We start from the raw sequence: 21,223 nt of genomic DNA, 5'->3' as shown, positions 1-21,223 counted from the left end.
ACTGTGATCCGCCTGGTCCGGAAGGATTCCCATGTCTGAGAACCATGACGCAATCGTCGTAGACGCGAAGACCGAGAGCGCGGGCGGTTGCCCGGTCGCCCACGGACGCGCCCCGCACCCGACGCAGGGCGGCGGCAACCGGCAGTGGTGGCCGGAGCGGCTCAACCTGAAGATCCTTGCCAAGAACCCGGCCGTGGCCAACCCGCTGGGTGAGGACTTCGACTACGCCGAGGCGTTCGAGAGCCTCGACCTCGCCGCCGTGAAGCAGGACATCGCCGAGGTGCTGACCACCTCGCAGGACTGGTGGCCGGCCGACTTCGGCAACTACGGCCCGCTGATGATCCGGATGGCCTGGCACAGCGCCGGCACCTACCGGATCAGCGACGGCCGCGGCGGCGCCGGCGCCGGCCAGCAGCGCTTCGCCCCGCTCAACAGTTGGCCGGACAACGCGAGCCTGGACAAGGCCCGCCGGTTGTTGTGGCCGGTGAAGAAGAAGTACGGCCGCAACCTGTCCTGGGCCGACCTGCTGGTCCTCACCGGCAACGTCGCCCTGGAGACGATGGGCTTCGAGACCTTCGGCTTCGGCGGCGGTCGGGCGGATGTGTGGGAGCCCGACGAGGACGTGTACTGGGGCCCGGAGACCACCTGGCTCGGCGACGAGCGCTACAGCGGCGACCGGGATCTGGAGAACCCGCTCGGTGCGGTCCAGATGGGCCTGATCTACGTCAACCCCGAAGGCCCGAACGGCAATCCGGACCCGCTGGCCGCGGCCCGCGACATCCGCGAGACGTTCCGCCGGATGGCGATGAACGACGAGGAGACGGTCGCCCTGATCGCCGGCGGCCACACCTTCGGCAAGACCCACGGCGCGGGCCCGGCGGACAGCGTCGGCCCCGACCCCGAGGCTGCGCCGCTCGAACAGCAGGGCCTGGGCTGGAAGAGCTCCTTCGGCACCGGCAAGGGTGGCGACGCGATCACCAGCGGTCTCGAAGGCATCTGGACCACCACCCCGGTGACCTGGGACAACAGCTTCTTCGAGATCCTGTTCGGGTACGAGTGGGAACTGTTCCAGAGCCCGGCCGGCGCGCACCAGTGGCGGCCGAAGGACGGCGCCGGCGCGGGCACGGTGCCGGATGCCCACGACGCGTCGAAGACCCACGCGCCGACGATGTTGACCACCGACCTCTCGCTTCGGATCGACCCGGCCTACGAGCAGATCTCGCGGCGTTTCCTGAACAACCCCGCCGAGTTCGCGGACGCCTTCGCCCGCGCGTGGTTCAAGCTGACCCACCGCGACATGGGTCCGGTCGCGCGCTACCTCGGGCCGGAGGTCCCCACCGAGACGCTGCTGTGGCAGGACCCGCTGCCGGCGCGGACGCACGAACTCGTCGACGCCGCGGACATCGCCGCGCTCAAGAGCCGCATCCTCGACTCGGGCCTGTCGGTGTCCCGGCTCGTGTCCACCGCGTGGGCGTCCGCCTCGTCCTTCCGCGGCAGCGACAAGCGCGGCGGCGCCAACGGCGCGCGCATCCGCCTCCAGCCGCAGATCGGCTGGGCGGTCAACGAGACCGACGAACTCGCCGCGGCACTGGGTGTCCTGGAGGGGATCCGGGACACGTTCGAGGCCGACCGCACCGACGGCAAGCGCGTCTCGCTCGCCGACCTGATCGTGCTCGGTGGTGTCGCCGCCGTCGAGCGGGCCGCCAAGGACGCGGGCTTCGACGTCGAGGTCCCGTTCACGGCCGGCCGGGTGGACGCCGTGCAGGAGCAGACCGACGTGGAGTCGTTCAGCGCGCTCGAACCGGCCGCCGACGGGTTCCGCAACTACCTCGGGAAGGGCAACCGGCTGGCGGCCGAATACCTGCTGATCGACCGGGCGAACCTGCTGACGCTGAGCGCGCCGGAGACGACCGTCCTGGTCGGCGGCCTGCGGGTGCTGGGCGCCAACCACGGGCAGTCGTCGCTGGGCGCCTTCACGGCCACCCCCGGCGTGCTGACCAACGACTTCTTCGTCAACCTGCTCGACCTGGGCATCACGTGGCAGCCGACCTCCGAGGACGCGAGCACGTTCGAGGGTCGCGACGCCGCCGGCGAGGTGGCCTGGACCGGTAGCCGGGTCGACCTCGTCTTCGGGTCGAACTCCGAGCTGCGGGCGCTCGCCGAGGTCTACGCGAGCGACGACGCGAAGGAGAAGTTCGTGCACGACTTCGTCGCCGCGTGGGACAAGGTGATGAACCTGGACCGGTTCGACCGCTCCTGAGCTCCATGTCCGGGTCGGCCCCACCGCCGACCCGGACACCGCGGCCCCCCGTCACCCCGACGGCGGGGCCGCAGTGCTGCCCGACGGTGATTTCCGGGCTCGGTCGGCCGGCGGGGCGGTGCCGGTTCACGACGGGTCGTGGGCGGCGATCCGGGCGGTGCGGTCGTCGCTCGCCAGGACGGTGAACGGATTGGCGATCAGGCCGTCCTGGGCGGCCAGGAAGAGCAGGCCCTGCTCGCCGACGGCGAGGTCGGGGCCGGAGGTGACGACCGCGGTCCACCCGCGAGGGAGCACGTCGTCGGTGCGCGGCGGGTCGTAGAGGTCGAGCGTCACCTCGACCTCGCCCCGACCGGGGAGCGAGAGCGTGCCGTGCGTTTCGAGGATGTCCATCCCCCGAGTGTGGTCGGCGGGGCCGGCATCGGCGCGCCGAACCCGGGGCACGACACACCGTCCCGCCCACGACCGCACGCCGCCCGGACCGGCGCGCGAGCGGCACCAGAATGACGGCCGGCGGACCTGCGCGGTAGCTACGAAAGATGGCTGCGCAAATGACGAAAGTTGACTCCGTGGCTTGATCCGAACGGTGCCCGGACGAGGCCGAAGTCCCGCCGTTCGTAGGGCACTTGGACACAAGGTAAAGAGTTCGCAAAGAACCTTTGGTCTCCTCTGCCTCAGCCGTCACTCGCGCCTCTAGGGTCCGGTCACCCGGCCCGTTTCCCACCGGTCGCCGTGACCCGACGGTTGGTGGGAGCAGGCGTCGGGTTTCTGCCGAAACTGCTCGACGTCGTGGGCGCAAAACGGCACCACAGCACCCTGATCGGCGTCGCTTCGCGTCCGGAACCATCTTCCGGGCGGAGGGGAGACCATCTTGAGTCGAGCGATACCCGGGCGCGGCGGTACACCGCCGCGAGCCATCCGGCGATTGCGTGGCCCGATGACGCTACTGTCCGTTTCGCTCCTCGCGGTCACGGGACTGACCGCGGCACCGGGCATCACGTCGTCCGCAGCCGCCGCGCGTGTGGACACCACCAAAGCCGTATGGAATCCCGGCCCCGAGGATCAATACTTCAACCCCGTCGAGGCCGAGATCGGTCCCGACGGCCGCGTCGATGCGGCAGCGACCGCCGCCGACAAGGCCCGCAAGGCCAAGGCGGGCGGCGGCAGCAAGGAACGCGAGGGCAACCCTCGCGCCGCATCGCAACTGCGGCTTCTGGAGGCCGAAGCCCAGCGCACGGGCAAGAGCCCGGAGCAACTCAAGGCGGAAAAGGCCGGCTTGGCGCCAGGTGCCAAGCAGGATGCCAAACTGTTGACGGTTCTCGTCGAGTTCAACGAGAAAGCCAACGACGATTTCTCCGGCTTCAACCGCAGGGCGAGCGTCACCGACGCCTCCTGCGTGGTGGAACCGCCGGGCACGATCAAGAACGGCCCACTGCACAACGAGATTCCGGACCCGGCACTCACCGGGAACGACAACAACACGCCGTGGGTCAAGGACTTCAGCCCGGAACACTTCAACAAGATGCTCTACACCAAGCAGGGCATCACCGAACGCATGCGTCCGGACCTGACCGGTCCCGACGGCAAGCCGGGCATCGACGTCTCCGGCTACACGATGAAGAACATGTACGAGGAGATGTCGGGCGGCAAGTACACCGTGTCCGGCACCGCCACCCCGTGGATCAAGGTGCCGCACTCCGAGGCGTGGTACGGCGCCGGCCGCTGCGGCAAGCGTGAGCAGGACATGGGCGGCCACCCGAACAACCCGGGCGGCGCGGAGACGCTCGCCACCGACGCGGTGAACGAACTCGCGCGCAGTCAGCCCAACTTCCCGTGGGCCGACTACGACAAGGAGGACACCGGCGACGCGGACGGCGACGGCAACACGCAGGAGCCGGACGGCGTGGTGGACCACCTGGTCCTGGTGCACTCGGGCAAGGACAAGTCCACCGGCGGCGGCGCCGAGGGCTCGTACGCCATCTGGGCGCACTCCAGCGCCGTGGCGGGCGGCTACACGGTCCCCGGGACCCAACTGAAGGTTTCCAACTACATCGTGCAGCCGGAGGACTCCGGCGTGGGCGTGTTCGCCCACGAATACGGCCACGACCTCGGTCTGCCGGACCTGTACGACAACTTCAGCAGCACTCCCGGCGGTGCCTCGGACGTCAACTTCTGGGACCTGATGGCGAACGGATCGCACTCCGGTCCGCTGTTCCAGTCGATGCCCGCGCACATGAGCGCGTGGTCCAAGTACACGCTGGGCTGGTTGACGCCGGAGATCCTGAAGGTGGGCGACCGGCCCGCACTGGCCACGCTGGGACAGGCGGCCAAGACCCCCAGGGGCACCAAGCAGGCCGTCCGGGTGAACCTGCCGGACCAGGTGACCAGGTTCAGCACGCCGCACAGCGGCGCCAAGGCGTGGTACTCCAGCAACGACCAGGACTGGGCCGACGTCAAGTTGGCCCGCGACATCGCCGTTCCGGCGGGCTCCGACGTGAAGTTCCAGTGGTGGACCGACTACGCCCTGGAGGAGGACTGGGACTTCGGCTTCGTCGAGGTGTCCACCGACGGTGGCACCACCTGGACGCAACTGGAGGTTCGCAACGAGGCCGGCGCGCTCGTGTCGACCCCGCCGGACTACCCGGACCCGAACGGGAACCTGCGACGGTTCCGCAAGAGCACCGGGTTGACCGGCAGCAGCAACGGTTGGCGCCACGACCAGGTGAACCTGACGCCGTACGCCGGGCAGAACATCAAGTTGCGGCTCGGCGTCGACACGGACGCGGCGACGCAGGAGAAGGGCTGGGTCGCGGACGACTTCGCGCTCACCAACGGCGCGACCACGGTGTGGTCGGACGACGTCGAGGGGGCCGACGACAACGGCTGGACCGCGCAGGGCGGTTCGGTCGGCGCGGGCACCAAGGGCGCCGGCTGGGTCAAGTCCGACGGAACGTTCAGCCGCGAGCGGTACTACCTGCTCGAGTGGCGCAACATGTCCGGCTTCGACCAGGGCCTGAAGTACACCTACACGTTCGGCGAGAGCGGCAAGCGCGAGAAGCTCGCGTACAACGCGCCGGGTCTGCTGGTGTGGCTGCGGGACACCTCGTACCCGAACAACGGTGTGCTCGACAACATCGACAAGTCCCCGTCGTGGGGCGCCAAGGGCGAGTTGCTCCTGGTCGACGCGAACCCGAACCCCTACCGGTTCCCGGACGCGCCGTCCAACTCGGCCGCCAACCTCGAACCCCGAGTGCAGTCGGCGAACGCGGCGTTCAGCTTCAAGGACACCGCCGGGTTCCGGGCCTGCCGTCGGGCGGGCGACCACTGCGCGACCTTCGCCAAGCAGGAGCCGGTGCGGTTCTTCTCCGACTCGCTCGGCTACGCGCCGGGTGCGGAGGCCAACGCGACCGGCTTCGGTGCCAAGGACGTCACCGGCTCGACGGTGATCCCGGCGCGGGCCCCGTACTCGACCCGGGTGACCAAGACGGACGGTTCGCCGGACTACGCGAACTACGGCAAGCCGTTCTTCTCCTCGGTGCTCGGTTCCGGAAACCCCGGCTGGGACAAGGCGTACGGCGTGACGGTGTTCCCGGTCTACCCGCTGTCGGGTGACAAGGGCGCCGTCGTGTGGATCGTGCCCGCGCGCAAGTAACCGCGCAGGCACGGTAGTTCCGCCGGCACGGTCGCCGCGCCGGCACGGACGCGAGGACGGGTGCGACATCGGCCCCCACGACCCGGTCGTGGGGGCCGACGCATGCCTGGATCCACCGCGGGCGCACGTGCGGCAGTCGGTCAGGGAGCCTCGGGCGTGCTCGACGGGTGGCGGCGCAGGAACGTCTCGACGAGGCGGTCGGTGAAGGCGTGGTCGACCGGGTCGGCGGTCACCAGGACGCGGTAGTAGAGCGGGCCCACGAGCTGGTCGGTCTCGGTCGCGATGTCGAGGTCGGCGGGCAGCCGGCCGCTGTGCACCGCGCGTTCGAGCGACAGGTGGTCGCGGCGACGTTGTGGGTCGAGCCAGCGGGCGCGGAAGTCGACGGCCAAGGCCGGATCGTGCTGGGCCTGGGCGATCAGCGCCCGGAAGACGGCGCCGGAGTCGGACTCGGCGAGGAAGTGCGCCAGTCGCCGCAGGTAGTCCCGCAGATCGTGGGCGAGGTCCCCGGAGTCGGGCGGGGTCAGGTCCTCGGCGGCGTCCTGGAGGAAGGCGTCCAGCAGGACGTCGGTCTTGGTGCTCCACCAACGGTAGATGGTCTGCTTGGCCACGCCGGCCCGGCCGGCGATGCCCTCCATCGTGACGCCGGCGAAGCCCTTCTCGGCGAGCAGGTCGTCGGCCGCCTCCAACACCGCCAGCCGGGCCTGTTCGCTGCGGCCGTGCCGGTTGCCGTGGTGTTGTCGTGCGGATCCGCCGGCGCCGTCCACCTCGACGTCTCGTGTCCCGGATGCCATCTCGCCTGCCCCTGTCGTCTTGTCTGCCACGGGGGAGGGTATTGCATCTTGATTCAACGCAACGTTGCGTCTACTCTAGAATCCATGACATACACCAACACGCTTGCCGACCCCCGAGTACGGGCGACCCTCGACCGAATGTTCGAGCAGGCCGAACGGGACGACGAGGTCGCCGCGCGCCTGGCCGCGGAAGTGCCCGGCGGATTCGGGCGGTTGTCGCCCCGGGAGCACGCCGACGCCGCGGCGGAGATCTACATGCCGATCTCCGCCGACGGCGGGGCCCTGCTCTACAACCTGGTCCGCGCCGTCCGCCCGAACACGGTGGTCGAATTCGGCATGTCCTTCGGCATCTCCACGCTGTACCTGGCCGCGGCCGTCCGCGACAACGGCACCGGCCGGGTGGTGACCACCGAACTCAGCAAGGACAAGATCGCCGCGGCGCGCCGCACCTTCGTCGAGACCGGTCTGGACGATGTGATCACCGTGCTGGAGGGAGACGCCCTGGAGACCCTCGGCGAGCTGACCGTGCCCGCCGACTTCGTGCTGCTGGACGGCTGGAAGGACCTGTGCCTGCCGGTCCTGCGACTGCTCGAACCGCAGCTCTGCCGCGGCACCCTCGTCGTGGCCGACGACATCGTCCTGGAGGGTCTTCGGCCCTACCTGGACTACGTCCGCGATCCGGAGAACGGCTATCACAACGTGAGCTTCCCGATCGAGGACGGCATGGAGATCAGCGTGCGCCTGTGAGCGAGGCGATCGCCGGCCGGTATCGGATCAGGCGGGCAGGGCGTCGACGGTGGGGACGACGACGCCGAACAGGTCGGTGATGGTGGTCAGCGCGGCGGCCTGGAGGCCCGCGGCGGGCAACACCGTGCCGTCGGGGGCGGCGAGCGCGCGAGTGGCGGTGGCCTCGGCGACGACGGTGGGGCGGTAGCCGAGATTGAAGGCGCCCTGGGCCGTGTAGTTGACGCACATGTGGGTCATGAAGCCGGCGATGATCAGATCCTTGTTGCTGCCCGGTGCGGCGCCCAGGTCGGTCAGGACGCGCACCAACTCGGTACGGTGGAACGAGTCGGGGAACTCCTTGACCACGACCGATTCGCCCTCCACCGGGGCGACTTCGTCGCTGATGGCGCCGATGTGGGCGCGGATGTCGTATGGCGTGTTCGCGCCGCCGTCGTTGAGCACGTGCACCACCGGGGTGCCTGCGGCGCGGGCGCGGGCCAACAGCCGGGCGCCGGCGGCGAGGGCCTGCTCGGCGCCGTCCAGGGCCATCACGCCGGTGCGGTAGGTGTTCTGGAAGTCGACCATGATCAGCACCGAGTCGGCCTGCCCGGGCGGCTCGTTGTCCAGGCCGATGACATCGCGCAGGGTCGTGGAGGGCTGGTTCGTGCTCATGGGCGAGTGCCTTTCGTCGGGGTTGTGGGCAGGGCGGAGTCGTCCGTCCTGCCCGGAAAATGCGCAGCGGATCGCGGTGGGTCGGCCGGGTCAGTCGATCCGGGTTCGAAAGCGTCGGCGGTACGCGGCCGGGGTGATCGCCAATTGCCGCCGGAACGCCCGGTGCAGGGTCTCCGCCGAGCCGAGCCCGGCGGCGCCGGCGACCCGGTCGAGCGGGTCGTCGGTGGTCTCCAGGAGGCGTCGGGCCACCTCGACCCGGGCGGCTTCGACGTAGGCCGCCGGACCGACGCCGGTCTCCTGCTTGAAGACGCGGGCGAACTGCCGTTCGCTCAGGCACATCCGGGCGGCCAGCACCTCCGCGGACAGGTCCCGGTCCAGGTGGTCGGCGATCCACAGCCGCAACTCGTCGATGTCCCGGCGGCCGGTGGCGGGCCGACTCAGGGGTACGGAGAACTGGCTCTGCCCGCCCTGCCGCTTGAGGTACATCACCAACTGTCGGGCCACCGCGAGGGCCACCTCCTCGCCCCGGTCCTCCGCCACCAGCGCGAGCGAGAGATCCAGGCAGGCGCTGATCCCGGCGCCGGTCCACAACCGGCCGCAGTCGGTGCGCAGGAAGATCGGGTCCGGGTCGACCGTGACGGCCGGATGCTCGGCGGCGAGTTGGGCCGACGTCGACCAGTGCGTGGTCGCCGTCCGCCCGTCCAGCAGGCCCGCCGCCGCCAGCACGTGCGCGCCGACACAGACCGACGCCACCCGCCGGGCGTGTCCGGCGGTCTCCTTGACCCAGGCCACGACATCGGGATCGACCAGGGCCACCGGCCCGTCGTCGGTGTTCTCCACCGCGCCCGGCACCAGCAGCGTGTCCACGTCGTCGCCGACCTCGTCGAAGGCCAGGTCGGCCAGCAGCCGCACCCCCGCCGACGTGCGTACCGCGCCGGCGGCCGGCCCGGCGAGGCGGACCCGGTATTCGGCGCGGCCCTCGGTCTCCAGGTTGGCCAGCGCGAAGACCTCGGCCGGGCCGGTGACGTCGAGGAGATCGACATCGGGGAAGACCGCGATGACGACCCGGTGGGGAAGGGGCATGAGCCCATCCTCACCGCCGCCACCGATGACCGCAATGACGCCCTCCTGTCACATTCGGACATCGTGGCGGGCGGCCGAGCGAGCCGGTGACGGGGCACGCGGCCCCTCAGTCGAACTCGTTCGGGTCTCCCGTCCGGATCAGGTCCGCCAACAGGTCGTCGTCGTGGAAGGCGTCGCGCAGGATCGCGCCGAGCGCACGCAGGGCGTCGGGGTCGGTGCCGTAGGCGACGAACATGCTTCCCTCGGGGTCGTACCGGAACCGGTCGGCCAATTCGGGCGCACGATTGCGCACCACCGAGCGGGCCACCCCCTCCCAGCCGTAGCCGTGGGAACACTGCCCGTTGCGCTCGAAGACCGCCATCACGCGCGGGTCGGCGAGGTCGCTCAGCAGCAGACTGTAGGAACCCGGGGTGTGGTCGGACTCGAAAAACATCAGTGGAGCGTACGTCTCTCGATCGGTCATGCCCGGACCATAGAGGGTCACCACGACAGGGACCGGGCACGGGTCGGCCGCGGCAGTGGCAGGGCGGTGGCGGGGCGCGCTCAGTCCAGGGGGCCCGTCGGCGGGGGGTGGAGCGGCAGGCCGCCGGTGCCGATCAGGGCGCGGTCTGCCAAGGGCGCGTCGAGGGTGATCGCAACGGTGCGCGAGGCCGCCATCAGGGGGCATCCGACCCGCCGGCCGTCGCGGTCGACCGTCGGCCCGGGTTTGCGAATGGCGACCACCGCCACGGCGACGACCCGGTCGCGCTGGACCACCACCGCCCGGTAGTCGCTGCCGCACGGACCCGGCCCGTCCGGCGCACCGCCGAACCCGACGGTCACCGTGCGGCCGTCCGCGCCCACGGTCGCGGTGTCCGCACTGTCGAGCGGGTGGCCGGGGGTCGGCCACGGGTCGTCGGTGACCGCGGGGCCGATCACCCGGACCGAGGTGTCCGCGAACGCGAGCTCCCACGCCGGGACGGTCGCGGGGCCCTCGGTGGTCTGCACGGTTCGGGTCGTCGCGGACACGGAAGTGACGGTCAGCCGGGGCGCTTCCGCCGTTCCGCACCGGGACCTCAGCTCGGTCGGCACGGACCTGCCGTAGCCCTGGAGCGGAGCCGTGGCCGGGCGGCGCTGGACGACCCCGTCCACCCAGCGCACCTCGCCGTCCGGCGGAGTCGGCGGCAACACCCCGGACGCGGGCGGCGCGAAGCAGCCGTCGCCGAGCGAGACCTTGAAGGCGTGGTTGTTCGGCTCCCAGTCGCCGAGCTGGACGGGCAGGCCGCCGCGGACCAGCAACGGGCGCGGTTTGTCCGCCGCACGATCGGCCTCCCAGCGGTCGGCGGCCGCTTCCGCGTCCCGCTGCGCCCGCGCGCCGGCCTCGGCCGATTCGTCGCCGGTCTGCCCCGGAGGGCGCCCGGCGGAGACGTCGCCGTCCCGTTCCGCACCGCACCCGGCCACGGCGGTGGCGAACAGCGCGATCACGAGAGTGCGGACAAGTCGTGGTGCGGGAACGGACACGGGTCCACCTCCCCAACGCCGCGCTCCCTGCGCGGCGCCGGTGTGACGCAGCACCCGCCGGCCCGGTTCCGCCGCACGGGCCGGACGGTGGCGCCGCGGCGCCCACCCCGGGGTGAACCGCCGCACAGCGGACATCGCCATCGGAGACACCCCGAAGGGCCATCGGGCGTGTGCCTATTGTTGTCCCCGCGTACGAAAAAGGAACGCATCGGTTCCGTCCCACAGAGGTGACCCACACGTGACGACGCACTCCCGCAGGAGCCTGGGCCGCGTACTCGAGGACTTCGGCCCCACCCTCCTCGACCTGATCCACGGCGACCCGGACACCGTGGAGGAGATCGGCGGGGTGGTCATCCACGATCCGCACGACGAACCGCAATACCCGCCGCACGCCGTGGTCCTGGGCCCCGCCGTGCACGGCGCCGCCGAGATCACCGGCCTGCTGGACACGCTCGGCACACACCGGGTCGCCGCGCTCATCGTCCGGGGACCGGTCGAACCCGACCCCGAGGTCGCCACCGCCGCCGCACGTGCGGGGGTGGCGCTGCTGGCGCTGACCCGAGGTGCGTCCTGGGCCCAACTCGCGGCGTTGTTGCGCACGTTGCTCACCGAAGGCGACATCGGCGAGGCCGGCACCCAGACCCTGGGCGGCATCCCCTCGGGAGACCTGTTCGCGCTCGCCAACGCGGTGGCCACCCTCCTGGACGCACCGGTCACCATCGAGGACCGCCGCTCCCACGTCCTCGCCTTCTCCGGCCGACAGGACGAGGCCGACCCCTCCCGCGTGGCCACCATCCTCGCCCGTCGAGTGCCCGAGGAATACCTGCGCATCATGGCCGCCCGCGGCGTCTTCAAGGAGCTGTACCGCAGCCGGGAACCGGTGTTCTTCGCCCCGGCCACCCTCGACGAGGGCGAACTCGGCCTCTTCCGGGTGGCGATCGTCATCCGGGCGGGCGACGAGATCCTCGGTTCGATCTGGGCCGCCGTGCGCGAGCCGCTCAGCCCCGAACGCGCCGCGGCGTTCCGCGAGGCCGCCGAACTCGCGGCCCTGCACCTGCTGCGCCACCGCGCCGGCGCCGACTTCGAGCACCGACTGCGCGCCGACCTGGTCACCACCGTGCTGGGCGGCGGCCCCGGGGCGGTCGACGCCCTGGATCGCCTGGGCCTGGTCCACGAGCCCACGGTGGTCCTGGCCCTGGGCCTGGCCCCCGGGGCGGGCGTGGACCACGCGCAACTGACCGCCGAACGGCAGCGGCTGGCCGGCGCCCTGGCGATCCACCTCAACGCCGTGCAACCGCGCTCCGCCGTCGCCCTCCTGGGCGACGTCGCCTACGCCGTCCTGCCCGCACCGGGCGAGCCGGTCGACGGCCGCGAGCGCACCGTGCAGATCGCCACGAACTTCCTGGAGCGCACCGGCGATCGGGTGAAGGCGCTGATCGGCATCGGCTCGATCGCCAAGGAACCCGACGCGCTGCGCCGCTCCCGCACCAACGCGGACCGTGCCCTGCGGGTGCTCGCCGGCGGACACGTGCCCCGGCGGGTCGCCTCGATAGCCGACGTCTACATCGACGCCCTGCTCCTGGAGGTACGCGACCTCGCCGTGGCCAACGGCGACGAACTCGTCGGCCCGCTCGCCCGACTCGTCGCCTACGACGCCAAACACAACACCAGCCTGGTCGACACGCTGCGGTCGTGGCTGGACGCCTTCGGCGACGTGACCTCCGCGTCGGCGAGCATGTTCGTGCACCCCAACACCTTCCGCTACCGGATGCGTCGGATGACCGAGGTCGGCCGGATCGACCTGCAGGATCCGGCGGCGCGTTTCGCCGTCCAGCTGCAACTGCGCCTGATGAGCCCGCGGCCGGGCGGCGACCCGGCCCGCGAGACCGGCGATCCGGCGCCGGCCGCGGGCCGGGTCGAGGGGTAGGCGGCCGGGGTCCGGCGCGTCGTTCAGGCGGTGGATCGGGTGATGGTGACCTTGAGGTGTTTCATGATCGGCTGATCGCTCTGGGTGCTGTAGTCGCCGATCGCGCACAGCACGTTCATCTCGGGCATGTAGCCGGCCGCGCAGCCGCGCGGGATGTCGTAGGGAACGGCCAGATAGCCGGACAGGGTGCGGGTGCCGCCGTCCCGGGCGGTGCTGGTGATGTCGACCGGGTCGAACTCGCGGACGCCGCGCTCGTGCATGTCGTCCCGGTGCATGAAGACCAGGGTGCGCAGGTTCGTGATGCCGCGGTAGCGGTCGTTGTCGGAGTAGATCGTGGTGTTCCACTGGTCGTGCGAACGCATGGTGCCCAGGGCCAGGGTGCCGGGGGCGGGGACGACGTCCGGCAGTGCGGCGGTGGAGAACTCCGCACGGCCGGACGGGGTCAGGAAGACGAGTTCGCGGGCGGGCTGCTTGATCCGGAACCCGAGCGGCAGGCGCACCCGGCGGTTGAAGTCCTCGAAGCCGTCCAGGGCTCGGGCCATGGTGTCGCGGATGCGGTCGTAGTCCTCGACGTACCACTCCCAGCGGGTCTCGCTGCCGGGCAGCGCGGCGCGGGCGATGCCGGCGATGATGGCGGGCTCGGAGAGCAGTTGGGGTGAGGCGGGCTTCTTCATGCCGACGGACAGGTGGACCATGCTCATCGAGTCCTCGACCGAGGTGCTCTGCACGCCGCCGCGTTGCGCGTCCTTCTCGGTGCGGCCCAGGCACGGCAGGATCAGCGCCCGGCGGCCGTGCACGAGGTGGCTGCGGTTGAGTTTGGTGCTGACGTGCACGGTGAGTGCGCAGGCGCGCAGGCCGGCGTGGGTGTACGGGGTGTCGGGGGCGGCGAGGGCGAAGTTGCCGCCCATGCCGACGAACACCTCGATCCGGCCGAGCCGCATCGCCTCGATCGTGGCCACCGTGTCCAGGCCGGGCTCGCGGGGCGGCGTGATCCGACAGGCGTCGGCGAGGCGGTCCAGGAAGGCGTCGGTGGGGCGGTGGTCGATGCCGCACGTGCGATTGCCCTGGACGTTGCTGTGGCCGCGCACCGGGCAGGGCCCGGCGCCCTCGCGCCCCAGGTTTCCGCGCAACAGCAGCAGGTTGACGATCTCGCGGACCGTGTCGACGCCGTGCTCGTGCTGGGTGATGCCCAGGCACCAACTGAAGATGCTGCGATCGGCCTCGCGGTACACCCGGGCCGCCCGGCGGATCCGGGCCCGATCGAGTCCGCTCTGGCGCTCGATCTCGTCCCACGACGTGCGTTCGCACAACGCGCGGTACTCCTCGAACCCCGACGTGTGCCGGTCGAGGAATTCCCGATCCAGCGCCTTGGGGTCGGTGGGGGCCTGTTCGAGGATGGTCTTGGCCATGCCGCGCAGCAGGGCCATATCGCCGCCGATCCGCGGTTGCAGGTTCAGGCTGCTGGTCCTCGTCGACTTGAACAGGGCCATGTCGACGAACTCGTGGGGCACGATGGTGCGGGTGGCGGCGGCCTCGACGAGCGGGTTGACGTGTACGATCCGGGCGCCGCGGCGATGGGCCTCGGCGAGCGCGGTGAGCATCCGCGGTGCGTTGGAGGCGGCGTTGACGCCCAGGATGAACAGCGCGTCCGTGCTCTCCCAGTCCTTGAGGTCCACGGTGCCCTTGCCGGTGCCCAGCGCCGCCCTCAGGGCTCGGCCGCTGGCCTCGTGGCACATGTTGGAGCAGTCGGGCAGGTTGTTCGTACCGAGTTCGCGGGCCATCAACTGGTAGAGGAAGGTGGCCTCGTTGCCGAGCCGGCCGGAGGTGTAGAAGGCGGCCCGATTCGGGTCGTCCAGCTCGCGCAGGGCGCGGCCGACCAGCTCGAAGGCGTCCTTCCAGGCGATCGGGACGTAGTGGTCCGACTCGGGGTCGTACACCATCGGCTCGGTCAGCCGGCCCTGGTTCTCCAGCGCGAAGTCGCTCCAGCCCGCCAGTTCGGTCACCGTGTGCGCGGCGAAGAACTCGCGGCCGACCCGCTTGCGGGTCATCTCCCACGTGACGTGCTTGATGCCGTTCTCGCAGATGTCCAGGTGCAGGCCCTTGGTGTCGTCCGGCCAGGCGCACCCGGGGCAGTCGAAGCCGCCGTTCTCGTGGTTCATCCGCATGATCGCCCGCGATCCGTCGACCACGGCACGCTCACCCAGCAGGAGACGGGTCACACTCCTGGCGGCACCCCACCCCGCGGCGGGGTGTCGGTAGGGCCGAAACCGCGGGGGCTCCTTCGGCGTGGGACCCACGTCCGGTTCGGCCCGGTCCTGCTGCGGGTCCTCGGAGGCGTTCACGACCGTCACCTTCCGCCGTCGGGCGCGCCGACACGCGGCGACCATGTCGAGGCCGCGGGGCAACCGACCTCCACCGCCGAGTCTCGATCACGGGTGGAGGATCGGCTACCGCTGACGGCCGCCCGGGGCGATGGCCGGGCGAGCCCCGACGACGTGGGGCGATCCGGGTCAGTAGGCGCGGGCGACCACGGCGATGTTGCCCGGCTGGTCGTCGCGGTCGGGAACGGAGCCGTCCGCGGCGATCAGGCACCGGACGGACACGCCCTGCTCGGCGAGCCGCGCCTCGCCCTCCGGGCCGAGGTCGGCCCACGGGATGCGGGCCCAGCCGGTGCCCGCCGCCTCCGCAGCCTCCTCGATCGTGCGCACCTCGACCTCGCGGCCGATGCGGCGCTCGCGGGCCTGGGCCAGCAGCAGGGCCTGGTCCTCCACCAGCGCCGCGGGCACGAGTTCGGCCAGTCCCGCGATCGCCACCGGCTCCTTGCCGCCGGCGATCCGACGGATCAGCACGGCGGTACCGGCGGCCAGGTCGCGAGGCCCGACGTCGATCCGGATCGGCACGCCCTTGAGCTCCCAGTCGATCGCGCGCCGCCCGAACGGCGTGTCCGTACGGTCGTCGACGTGGACCCGGACACCGGCCGCCGTCAGCCGGTCGCCGATCGCGCGCACCTCCGCCACGACCGCGTCGTCGCCCTTCACCGCGACGACCACCACCTGGATGGGCGCCAGGCGCGGCGGCACCCGCAGGCCGTCGTCGTCCCCGTGCATCATCACCAGCGCGCCGATCATCCGGGTGGTGGAGCCCCACGAGGTCTGCCAGACGTACTCCTGGCGGCCGTCCTCGGCGAGATAGCGCGTCTCGAAGGCCCTGGCGAAGTTCTGGCCCAGCTCGTGACTGGTGCCCAACTGGAGGGCCTTGCCGTCGCCCATCATGCCTTCGAGGGTGAGCGTGTTGATCGCGCCGGCGAAGCGTTCCCGGACCGTCTTGCGCCCCGGGACCACGTCCATCGCCAGGACGTTCTCCATGAAGTCGGCGTAGACGTCGCGGTGGATGCGCGCGGCGTAGGCCCGGGCGTCCTCGCGGGTGGCGTGTGCGGTGTGGCCTTCCTGCCACAGGAACTCCGTGGTGCGCAGGAACACCCGCGGACGCAACTCCCAACGCACCACGTTGGCCCACTGGTTGATCAGCAGGGGCAGGTCGCGATAGCTCTGCACCCACTTGGCGAAGTATTCGTTGACGATCGTCTCGGAGGTGGGTCGGATGACGACCGGCTCGTCCAGTCCCTTGCCGCCGCCGTGCGTGACCACGGCGAGTTCGGGGGCGAAACCCTCGACGTGCTCGGCTTCCCTGGTCAGGTAGGACTGCGGGATCAGGAGCGGGAAGTACGCGTTCGCCGCGCCCGCCGCCTTGATCCGGGCGTCCATCTCCTGCTGCATGTGCTCCCACAGGCTGTACCCGTACGGTCGGATGACCATGGTGCCGCGCACCGGACCGTTGTCGGCCAGTTCGGCCTTGGCGACCACGTCTTGGTACCAGCGGGGGAAGTCGTCCGCCCGGGGGGTGAGCACAGGAGCCTTTGACATGCAGCGGATGCTAGGACGCGGGTCGGGCCGCGCGCCAATCGATATTGCCCGTCGCGGCCGGTCCGCGAGCGGGCTCGTCTTCGCGGCGTGCGGCCCGAAACCCGCAGGTCGCGGGCCGCACGTCGGTGTCGGTTCAGCGGGGGTTCCGCTCCGGGGTCGGGGCCAGCGGGCCGAGGCTTCCGGGGTAGAGGTACTCGTCCTGCGGGACGGTGGTGCCGTGTGCCCAGGCGTCGAAGAAGCCGGTGAGGTCCGGCCGGCCGGAGACCTTCTTCGCGAGTGCCTCGAACTGCGGCCAGGAGGCGTTGCCGTAGCGGTGCTCCTGTTGCCACTGCCGGAGCGTGCCGAAGAAGGCGTCGTCCCCGACGGTCCGCCGCAGCGCGTGCATCATCATCGACCCCTTGAAGTACAGGGCCGAGTGCAACTCCTTTCCCTGGCCCGGGTCGTAGAGCCGCACGCTCCAGAAGTCGGGGTCCTGCCGGCTCTGTTCGAGCATGGCCGGATAGAAGCCGGTGTCCAGGTCGGCACCGCCCTTCTCGTCCCACAGTTGGTTGGCGTACTGGGCGACGCACTCGGCCAGACAACCGTCCCGCCAGTCGGTGAACGAGACGTTGTTGCCGAACCACTGATGGGTGTACTCGTGCACCAGCCCGGAGTCGAACACCGCCCCGACGTAGGTCGGTCGGCTCTGCGTCTCGATCGCGGCGCCGCCGTCGGGCGCGGCGGGATCGCCGTTGACGGCGAGCAGGCCGGCCGAGGAGAACGGATACGGGCCGAACCTGCTCGCCAGGAAGTCGATGATCTCCGGCAACAGCGCCTCGGTGCCGGGATCGATCGCGATGCCGGGGCTGTACGCGTTGATCACCGGGGTGCCGTCGGCCAGTTGCGAGGTGCGCACGGTGAACCTGTCGATGGCGATGGTGCTCAGATACGTGGCGAGCGGCCGATCCTCGTACCAGCGGTAGGACTTCCAACCCTGGCCGGCGGAAGTGGTGGGTCCGGGGCGGCCGTTGCCGATCACCGTCCAGGTGTCGGGGACCGTCGCGGTGAGCCGGAAGGTCGCCTTGTCGGACGGGTGGTCGTTGGCCGGGTACCACGCGGTGGCGGAGTGCGGCTCGCCGGTCACGTTCGCCGCGCCGTCGGGGAGCCGATGCCAGCTCTTGCCGACGGGTGTGCCGGAGTAGCGGACCCGGACGGCGAACCTCGCGCCCTTGGCGATCCGGCGGGCCGGGGTGATCACCAACTCGTGGGCGCCGCTGCGGGAGAAGCTTTTCGCGGGGACGCCGTCGACGGTGACCGAGCCGACCTCGAAGCCCTCCAGGTCCAGATCGAACCGGTCCAGCCCGCCGGTGGCCCTGGCGGTCACCGTGGTGTCCCCGCTCAGGTGGTCGGGGCGAGCCGGGTCGTAGACCACCCGGACGTCGTAGTCGGCGACGTCGTAGCCGGAGTTCCCGTCCTCGGGAAAGTACGGGTCTCCCACCCCAGATCCGCCGGCTCCGGTGCCGGCGGCCGAGGAGGGCGCCGCGGTCAGCAGCATGGTGCCTGCCAGCAGGCCCACCAGCGCGGGATGGTGGCGCCCTCTCGTGGTGCTGTTCGTGCTGCGCATGTGTCGTGTTCCTGCCCGTCCTGGTAGCGGTGGCCGCGGTCGGTGCTCAGCGGGTGGCGAGTTGCCAGGTCACGCCCAGAACGGCGTTCGCGCTGATGGTCTCGGTCCCGGGATCCACGTTGTCGATGCGATCGCAGGCCTCGTGGTAGCAGTCGCCGATGCCGCTGGTGAAGCCGGACACCGGGATCCCGGCCGCGTTGAAGGACACGTGGTCCGAGCCGCCGATGCCGATGTCGAAGGTGGGCAGGGCCCTGGCCGCGAAGAAGGCTTCGAACGCCTCGGTGGCCCGGGGTTCGTCATGGATGACGAGCCACTGCCGGACGTCCTTGCCGCCGGTCATGTCGAAGTTGAGGTAGACGTCGATCTTCCTGCGTTCGGCGGCCGACAGTTCGCTCACGTAGTGCTTGGAGCCGATCAGACCCGGCTCCTCCGCGCCCCACCAGGCGAAGCGCACATGGCGCCGAGGCACGACGCCCGAGCGCGACAGCGCGACGGCGGAGGCGAGGGTGGCGGCCGAGCCGGAGCCGTTGTCGTTCATGCCGGGGCCGGTCGGGACGCTGTCGAGATGGGCGCCGACGAGCACGACGTGGTCGGGGTCGCCGCCGGGCCAATCCGCGACGAGGTTGTAGCCGAGCACGCCGTCGTACCTGAACGGCTGCACGTCGGTGCGGAACCCCGCCCGGTCCAGCACCCCCTTCACATAGGCCAGCGACTGCCGGAAGCCCTTGGTGCCGTGGGCCCGGTTGCCCCCGTTGCGGTCCGCGATCGCCTGCAGGGCCCGCAGGTGCGACATGACCTGCTCCGTGCTCACGACGGGCACCTGTGGTGGCCTCGGCGCCGCCGGCTCGGCCTGCGCCGCGGCGGGCAGGGCGACCAGGGTCACACACAGGCCGACCGCTGCGGCCGTGCGCCGAATCCGACCGGATATCTCCATGCGGGACTCTCTCCTTGAGGGAAGAGGTGGGATGGTCCGGCGAGCAGCCGGAACCCCACAATCCCGTGGAGATGTCAAGGAGTTGTCAGGAACCCGTGGTCGCCCGGTAGGGGACGACCCCGCGGTATCGCACGAGCGTTCCGCCTGCACCGACGCCCTCGATCGAGAACCGTCGGGCGTGCCCCGGGGGCACGTGTCCGCGCCCCGCGCCCGGTGGCCAACCTCTCCGCTGGGGGCGGACGAATTCGGGTGCGGGGGATGGCCTACGCTGCGCTTTCATGTCGATCTTCAAGCGGTTTCGTCGGCCCGGGCGAGACGAACCCTCCGCCGGTCCGGCCTTTGTCGAGGACACCGCGATGCTGGACCTGGAGGTGGCCGCCGCCCGCGACTTCGTCGTGCGGACCGGGCGGTTCGAGCCCGCGACACAACTGCTCGAACAGATCGGGTCGAACTGGGATCGACGCTCGCTCTGCGTGCAGACCCTCGCCGGGAGCGTGCTGACGAATCCCGCGTGGTTCGTGGCCTGGAAGCAGGCACAACCGGACTCGGCCGACCGGCTCGTGGTCGAGGCGCAGGTCGCGGTGGACGCGGCCTGGGAGGCGCGCGGCAGCGGGTGGGCGCGGGACACCAGTGCCGAGGCGTTCGCCGAGTTCGAGCGCATCCTCGAACACGCGGAGCGGGCCTGCCTGATCGCGTGCGAGGCCGCCCCGCAGGACCCGACACCGTGGATCACCCGGCTGTGGGTGACCATCGGTCGAGGCGCCCCGCAGGAGGTGTTCGAGGCCCGCTGGACCGAACTGCTGGCCCGGGATCCGCACAGCCGGTTCGGTCACAACTCCGCCCTCCAATACCTGGCGGCCAAGTGGTACGGCTCGCACGAACGCATGTACGCCTTCGCCCGGGAGACAGCGGCCGCGGCGCCGACCGGATCGCCGCTGGCACTGTTGGTGCTGCAGGCGCACGTCGAGTACCAACTGCGGGAGAACGACCGGGACTCCGACTTCGACATCGACGCGTTCTGGTTGCACCCCGAGCGGCAGGCCGACCTGGACGCGGCTCTCGCGGCCTACCCCGAGGACGGCGCCGGCCGCAATCCCACCTGGTTGCACGACCTCAGCATCCTGACCTACGCGTTGGCGATGTCGGACCGTTGGATCGACCTCGCGGTGCAATTCGCCGGCGCCAACAACAGCGTCTACCGATATCCCTGGAGCTACAGCCGGAGCTTCCTCGATACCGCGTTCCGCAACGCGCAGGAAGCCCTGGCGCCCTACCGCGACTGAGTCGGCGCCGGGACGCGTTCGAGGATGCCGCCGGCGAAGACGTCGTACAGCGGTAGCGACGTCAGGTGCACGTAGCCGATGTGGCAGTCGCAGATCGCCTTGGGGCACGGCGGTGTCGGGGCGAGCGCGGTACGGAACGAGCCGTCGTAGAGGTTGCCCAGCACCTCCGGTACGAAGTGGCATCGGCGTACCGTGCCTTCGCCGTCGACGGAGACCACCGTGTCGCCCGTGCGGCACGGCACGCCCCGGGACGGGTGCGGGTGCCGACTGAAGCCGAAGTGCGGGTCCAGCGCGGCCCATTGGGCCGCCGCCGAGTCGGTGTAGGTGTGCCCCTCGGCGGCGTTGACCCACAGGTATACGTCGGCGGGCAGTTCGTCGCGCAGGCGCCGTGCGGCGGGCAGGTGTTCGGGCAGTCCGACGACACCGACGCTGAGCCGCACGCCGCGTGCGCGCAGGTCGCGGCACCGGTCCAGGAACCGCGGGTAGGGGACCTGGTCGGGGTGGTAGGTGGCCCACAGGGCCAGGCGGGTCGGGTCCGCGGCCTCGGTCCACCGCGGGTGCGCGCTCAGGTTGGTCTGGATGGCCACGCGCTCGACGTGCGGGAGTCGGCTCAACTCGGCGAGCGTACGGCGATACCAACTGCGCACCAGACCTTCGCCCCACGGGGTGAACAGCAGCGACACGCGCTCCGGCGTGTGCGCCACCCAATCCGCGAAGCGGGCCAACGCCGCACGGTCGGCCCGCAGTTGCTCGGGTGTGTCGCGGCGCTTGGCGAACGGACAGTAGCCGCAGTCGTAGTCGCACGAGGCCAGCGGACCCCGATACAGGATCGTCAACGGGTCGGCGGACGCGCGGGGTTCGACCAGGTTCAG

16 protein-coding genes are annotated in these 21,223 nt (G+C 71.0%); 5 read left to right on the top strand and 11 right to left on the bottom strand.

Going from position 1 to position 21,223, the window contains the following annotated elements:
• The first annotated feature begins 31 nt into the window (after positions 1 to 31).
• The gene (gene katG / locus ABZ374_RS16535) at positions 32 to 2,260 is read left to right on the top strand and encodes a catalase/peroxidase HPI (protein ID WP_360311430.1); all 2,229 of its coding nucleotides are present in this window, start codon (positions 32 to 34) and stop codon (positions 2,258 to 2,260) included.
• A gap of 126 nt (positions 2,261 to 2,386) precedes the next feature.
• On the opposite strand, the gene ABZ374_RS16530 is transcribed toward katG, so the two are convergent.
• Positions 2,387 to 2,650 (bottom strand): hypothetical protein, encoded by a 264-nt coding sequence (locus ABZ374_RS16530; protein WP_360311428.1) that lies wholly within the window; start codon positions 2,648 to 2,650, stop codon positions 2,387 to 2,389.
• 544 nt (positions 2,651 to 3,194) lie between these two features.
• Here ABZ374_RS16530 and ABZ374_RS16525 point away from each other — a divergent pair.
• A complete protein-coding gene (locus ABZ374_RS16525) occupies positions 3,195 to 5,909 on the top strand; it encodes an immune inhibitor A domain-containing protein (protein ID WP_360311426.1) in 2,715 nt (904 codons plus the stop codon).
• 140 nt (positions 5,910 to 6,049) lie between these two features.
• On the opposite strand, the gene ABZ374_RS16520 is transcribed toward ABZ374_RS16525, so the two are convergent.
• On the bottom strand, positions 6,050 to 6,700 hold the full coding sequence (locus ABZ374_RS16520) for a TetR/AcrR family transcriptional regulator (protein WP_360311424.1): 651 nt from the start codon (positions 6,698 to 6,700) through the stop codon (positions 6,050 to 6,052).
• Positions 6,701 to 6,784: 84 nt separating this feature from the next.
• Here ABZ374_RS16520 and ABZ374_RS16515 point away from each other — a divergent pair, with 84 nt between their 5' ends.
• Entirely contained in the window at positions 6,785 to 7,447 is a 663-nt protein-coding gene (locus tag ABZ374_RS16515) for a class I SAM-dependent methyltransferase (RefSeq protein WP_360311422.1), read from the top strand.
• Positions 7,448 to 7,474: 27 nt separating this feature from the next.
• On the opposite strand, the gene ABZ374_RS16510 is transcribed toward ABZ374_RS16515, so the two are convergent.
• The 4 genes from ABZ374_RS16510 to ABZ374_RS16495 all read right to left on the bottom strand — a co-directional run bounded on the left by ABZ374_RS16510 (position 7,475) and on the right by ABZ374_RS16495 (position 10,681).
• A complete protein-coding gene (locus ABZ374_RS16510; protein WP_360311420.1) occupies positions 7,475 to 8,098 on the bottom strand; it encodes an isochorismatase family protein in 624 nt (207 codons plus the stop codon).
• Between the two features lie 90 nt (positions 8,099 to 8,188).
• Complete coding sequence (locus ABZ374_RS16505; RefSeq protein WP_360311418.1) at positions 8,189 to 9,181, bottom strand: GlxA family transcriptional regulator; 993 nt, start codon at positions 9,179 to 9,181, stop codon at positions 8,189 to 8,191.
• Between the two features lie 106 nt (positions 9,182 to 9,287).
• A complete protein-coding gene (locus ABZ374_RS16500) occupies positions 9,288 to 9,644 on the bottom strand; it encodes an immunity 51 family protein (protein WP_360311416.1) in 357 nt (118 codons plus the stop codon).
• Between the two features lie 80 nt (positions 9,645 to 9,724).
• On the bottom strand, positions 9,725 to 10,681 hold the full coding sequence (locus tag ABZ374_RS16495) for a hypothetical protein (protein WP_360311414.1): 957 nt from the start codon (positions 10,679 to 10,681) through the stop codon (positions 9,725 to 9,727).
• A gap of 238 nt (positions 10,682 to 10,919) precedes the next feature.
• Between ABZ374_RS16495 and ABZ374_RS16490 the strand changes: the two genes are divergently transcribed.
• The gene (locus ABZ374_RS16490) at positions 10,920 to 12,608 is read left to right on the top strand and encodes a helix-turn-helix domain-containing protein (protein WP_360311412.1); all 1,689 of its coding nucleotides are present in this window, start codon (positions 10,920 to 10,922) and stop codon (positions 12,606 to 12,608) included.
• Positions 12,609 to 12,631: 23 nt separating this feature from the next.
• Here ABZ374_RS16490 and ABZ374_RS16485 read toward each other — a convergent pair whose 3' ends face one another.
• From ABZ374_RS16485 to ABZ374_RS16470, 4 genes are all read right to left on the bottom strand, one after another.
• Positions 12,632 to 14,950, bottom strand: coding sequence for an FdhF/YdeP family oxidoreductase (locus ABZ374_RS16485; protein WP_360311410.1), 2,319 nt, complete (start codon positions 14,948 to 14,950; stop codon positions 12,632 to 12,634).
• 168 nt (positions 14,951 to 15,118) lie between these two features.
• On the bottom strand, positions 15,119 to 16,531 hold the full coding sequence (proS, locus tag ABZ374_RS16480; protein ID WP_360311408.1) for a proline--tRNA ligase: 1,413 nt from the start codon (positions 16,529 to 16,531) through the stop codon (positions 15,119 to 15,121).
• A gap of 133 nt (positions 16,532 to 16,664) precedes the next feature.
• On the bottom strand, positions 16,665 to 18,134 hold the full coding sequence (locus tag ABZ374_RS16475) for a M1 family metallopeptidase (protein ID WP_360311406.1): 1,470 nt from the start codon (positions 18,132 to 18,134) through the stop codon (positions 16,665 to 16,667).
• A 46-nt stretch (positions 18,135 to 18,180) separates the two neighbouring features.
• Positions 18,181 to 19,068, bottom strand: a complete 888-nt coding sequence (locus ABZ374_RS16470; protein WP_360311404.1) for a M20/M25/M40 family metallo-hydrolase — start codon at positions 19,066 to 19,068, stop codon at positions 18,181 to 18,183.
• A gap of 278 nt (positions 19,069 to 19,346) precedes the next feature.
• Here ABZ374_RS16470 and ABZ374_RS16465 point away from each other — a divergent pair, with 278 nt between their 5' ends.
• Complete coding sequence (locus ABZ374_RS16465; protein ID WP_360311402.1) at positions 19,347 to 20,351, top strand: hypothetical protein; 1,005 nt, start codon at positions 19,347 to 19,349, stop codon at positions 20,349 to 20,351.
• Here ABZ374_RS16465 and ABZ374_RS16460 read toward each other — a convergent pair.
• Positions 20,339 to 21,217, bottom strand: coding sequence for an STM4011 family radical SAM protein (locus tag ABZ374_RS16460; protein WP_360311602.1), 879 nt, complete (start codon positions 21,215 to 21,217; stop codon positions 20,339 to 20,341). The genes ABZ374_RS16465 and ABZ374_RS16460 overlap by 13 nt on opposite strands.
• Positions 21,218 to 21,223 lie beyond the last annotated feature (6 nt).

Source organism: Embleya sp. NPDC005971 (genome assembly GCF_040629175.1).
Lineage (GTDB): Bacteria > Actinomycetota > Actinomycetes > Streptomycetales > Streptomycetaceae > Embleya.
This window is presented reverse-complemented; position numbering and strand designations above follow the sequence as displayed.

Excerpts from the sequence above, each read along its gene's own strand:
- ABZ374_RS16525 (WP_360311426.1), top strand. The coding sequence starts at position 3,195 with ATGACGCTACTGTCCGTTTCGCTCCTCGCGGTCACGGGACTGACCGCG.
- ABZ374_RS16520 (WP_360311424.1), bottom strand. The coding sequence starts at position 6,700 with ATGGCATCCGGGACACGAGACGTCGAGGTGGACGGCGCCGGCGGATCC.
- ABZ374_RS16470 (WP_360311404.1), bottom strand. The coding sequence starts at position 19,068 with ATGGAGATATCCGGTCGGATTCGGCGCACGGCCGCAGCGGTCGGCCTG.
- ABZ374_RS16505 (WP_360311418.1), bottom strand. The coding sequence starts at position 9,181 with ATGCCCCTTCCCCACCGGGTCGTCATCGCGGTCTTCCCCGATGTCGAT.
- proS (WP_360311408.1), bottom strand. The coding sequence starts at position 16,531 with ATGTCAAAGGCTCCTGTGCTCACCCCCCGGGCGGACGACTTCCCCCGC.
- ABZ374_RS16465 (WP_360311402.1), top strand. The coding sequence starts at position 19,347 with ATGTCGATCTTCAAGCGGTTTCGTCGGCCCGGGCGAGACGAACCCTCC.
- ABZ374_RS16510 (WP_360311420.1), bottom strand. The coding sequence starts at position 8,098 with ATGAGCACGAACCAGCCCTCCACGACCCTGCGCGATGTCATCGGCCTG.
- ABZ374_RS16530 (WP_360311428.1), bottom strand. The coding sequence starts at position 2,650 with ATGGACATCCTCGAAACGCACGGCACGCTCTCGCTCCCCGGTCGGGGC.
- ABZ374_RS16475 (WP_360311406.1), bottom strand. The coding sequence starts at position 18,134 with ATGCGCAGCACGAACAGCACCACGAGAGGGCGCCACCATCCCGCGCTG.
- ABZ374_RS16515 (WP_360311422.1), top strand. The coding sequence starts at position 6,785 with ATGACATACACCAACACGCTTGCCGACCCCCGAGTACGGGCGACCCTC.
- ABZ374_RS16500 (WP_360311416.1), bottom strand. The coding sequence starts at position 9,644 with ATGACCGATCGAGAGACGTACGCTCCACTGATGTTTTTCGAGTCCGAC.
- katG (WP_360311430.1), top strand. The coding sequence starts at position 32 with ATGTCTGAGAACCATGACGCAATCGTCGTAGACGCGAAGACCGAGAGC.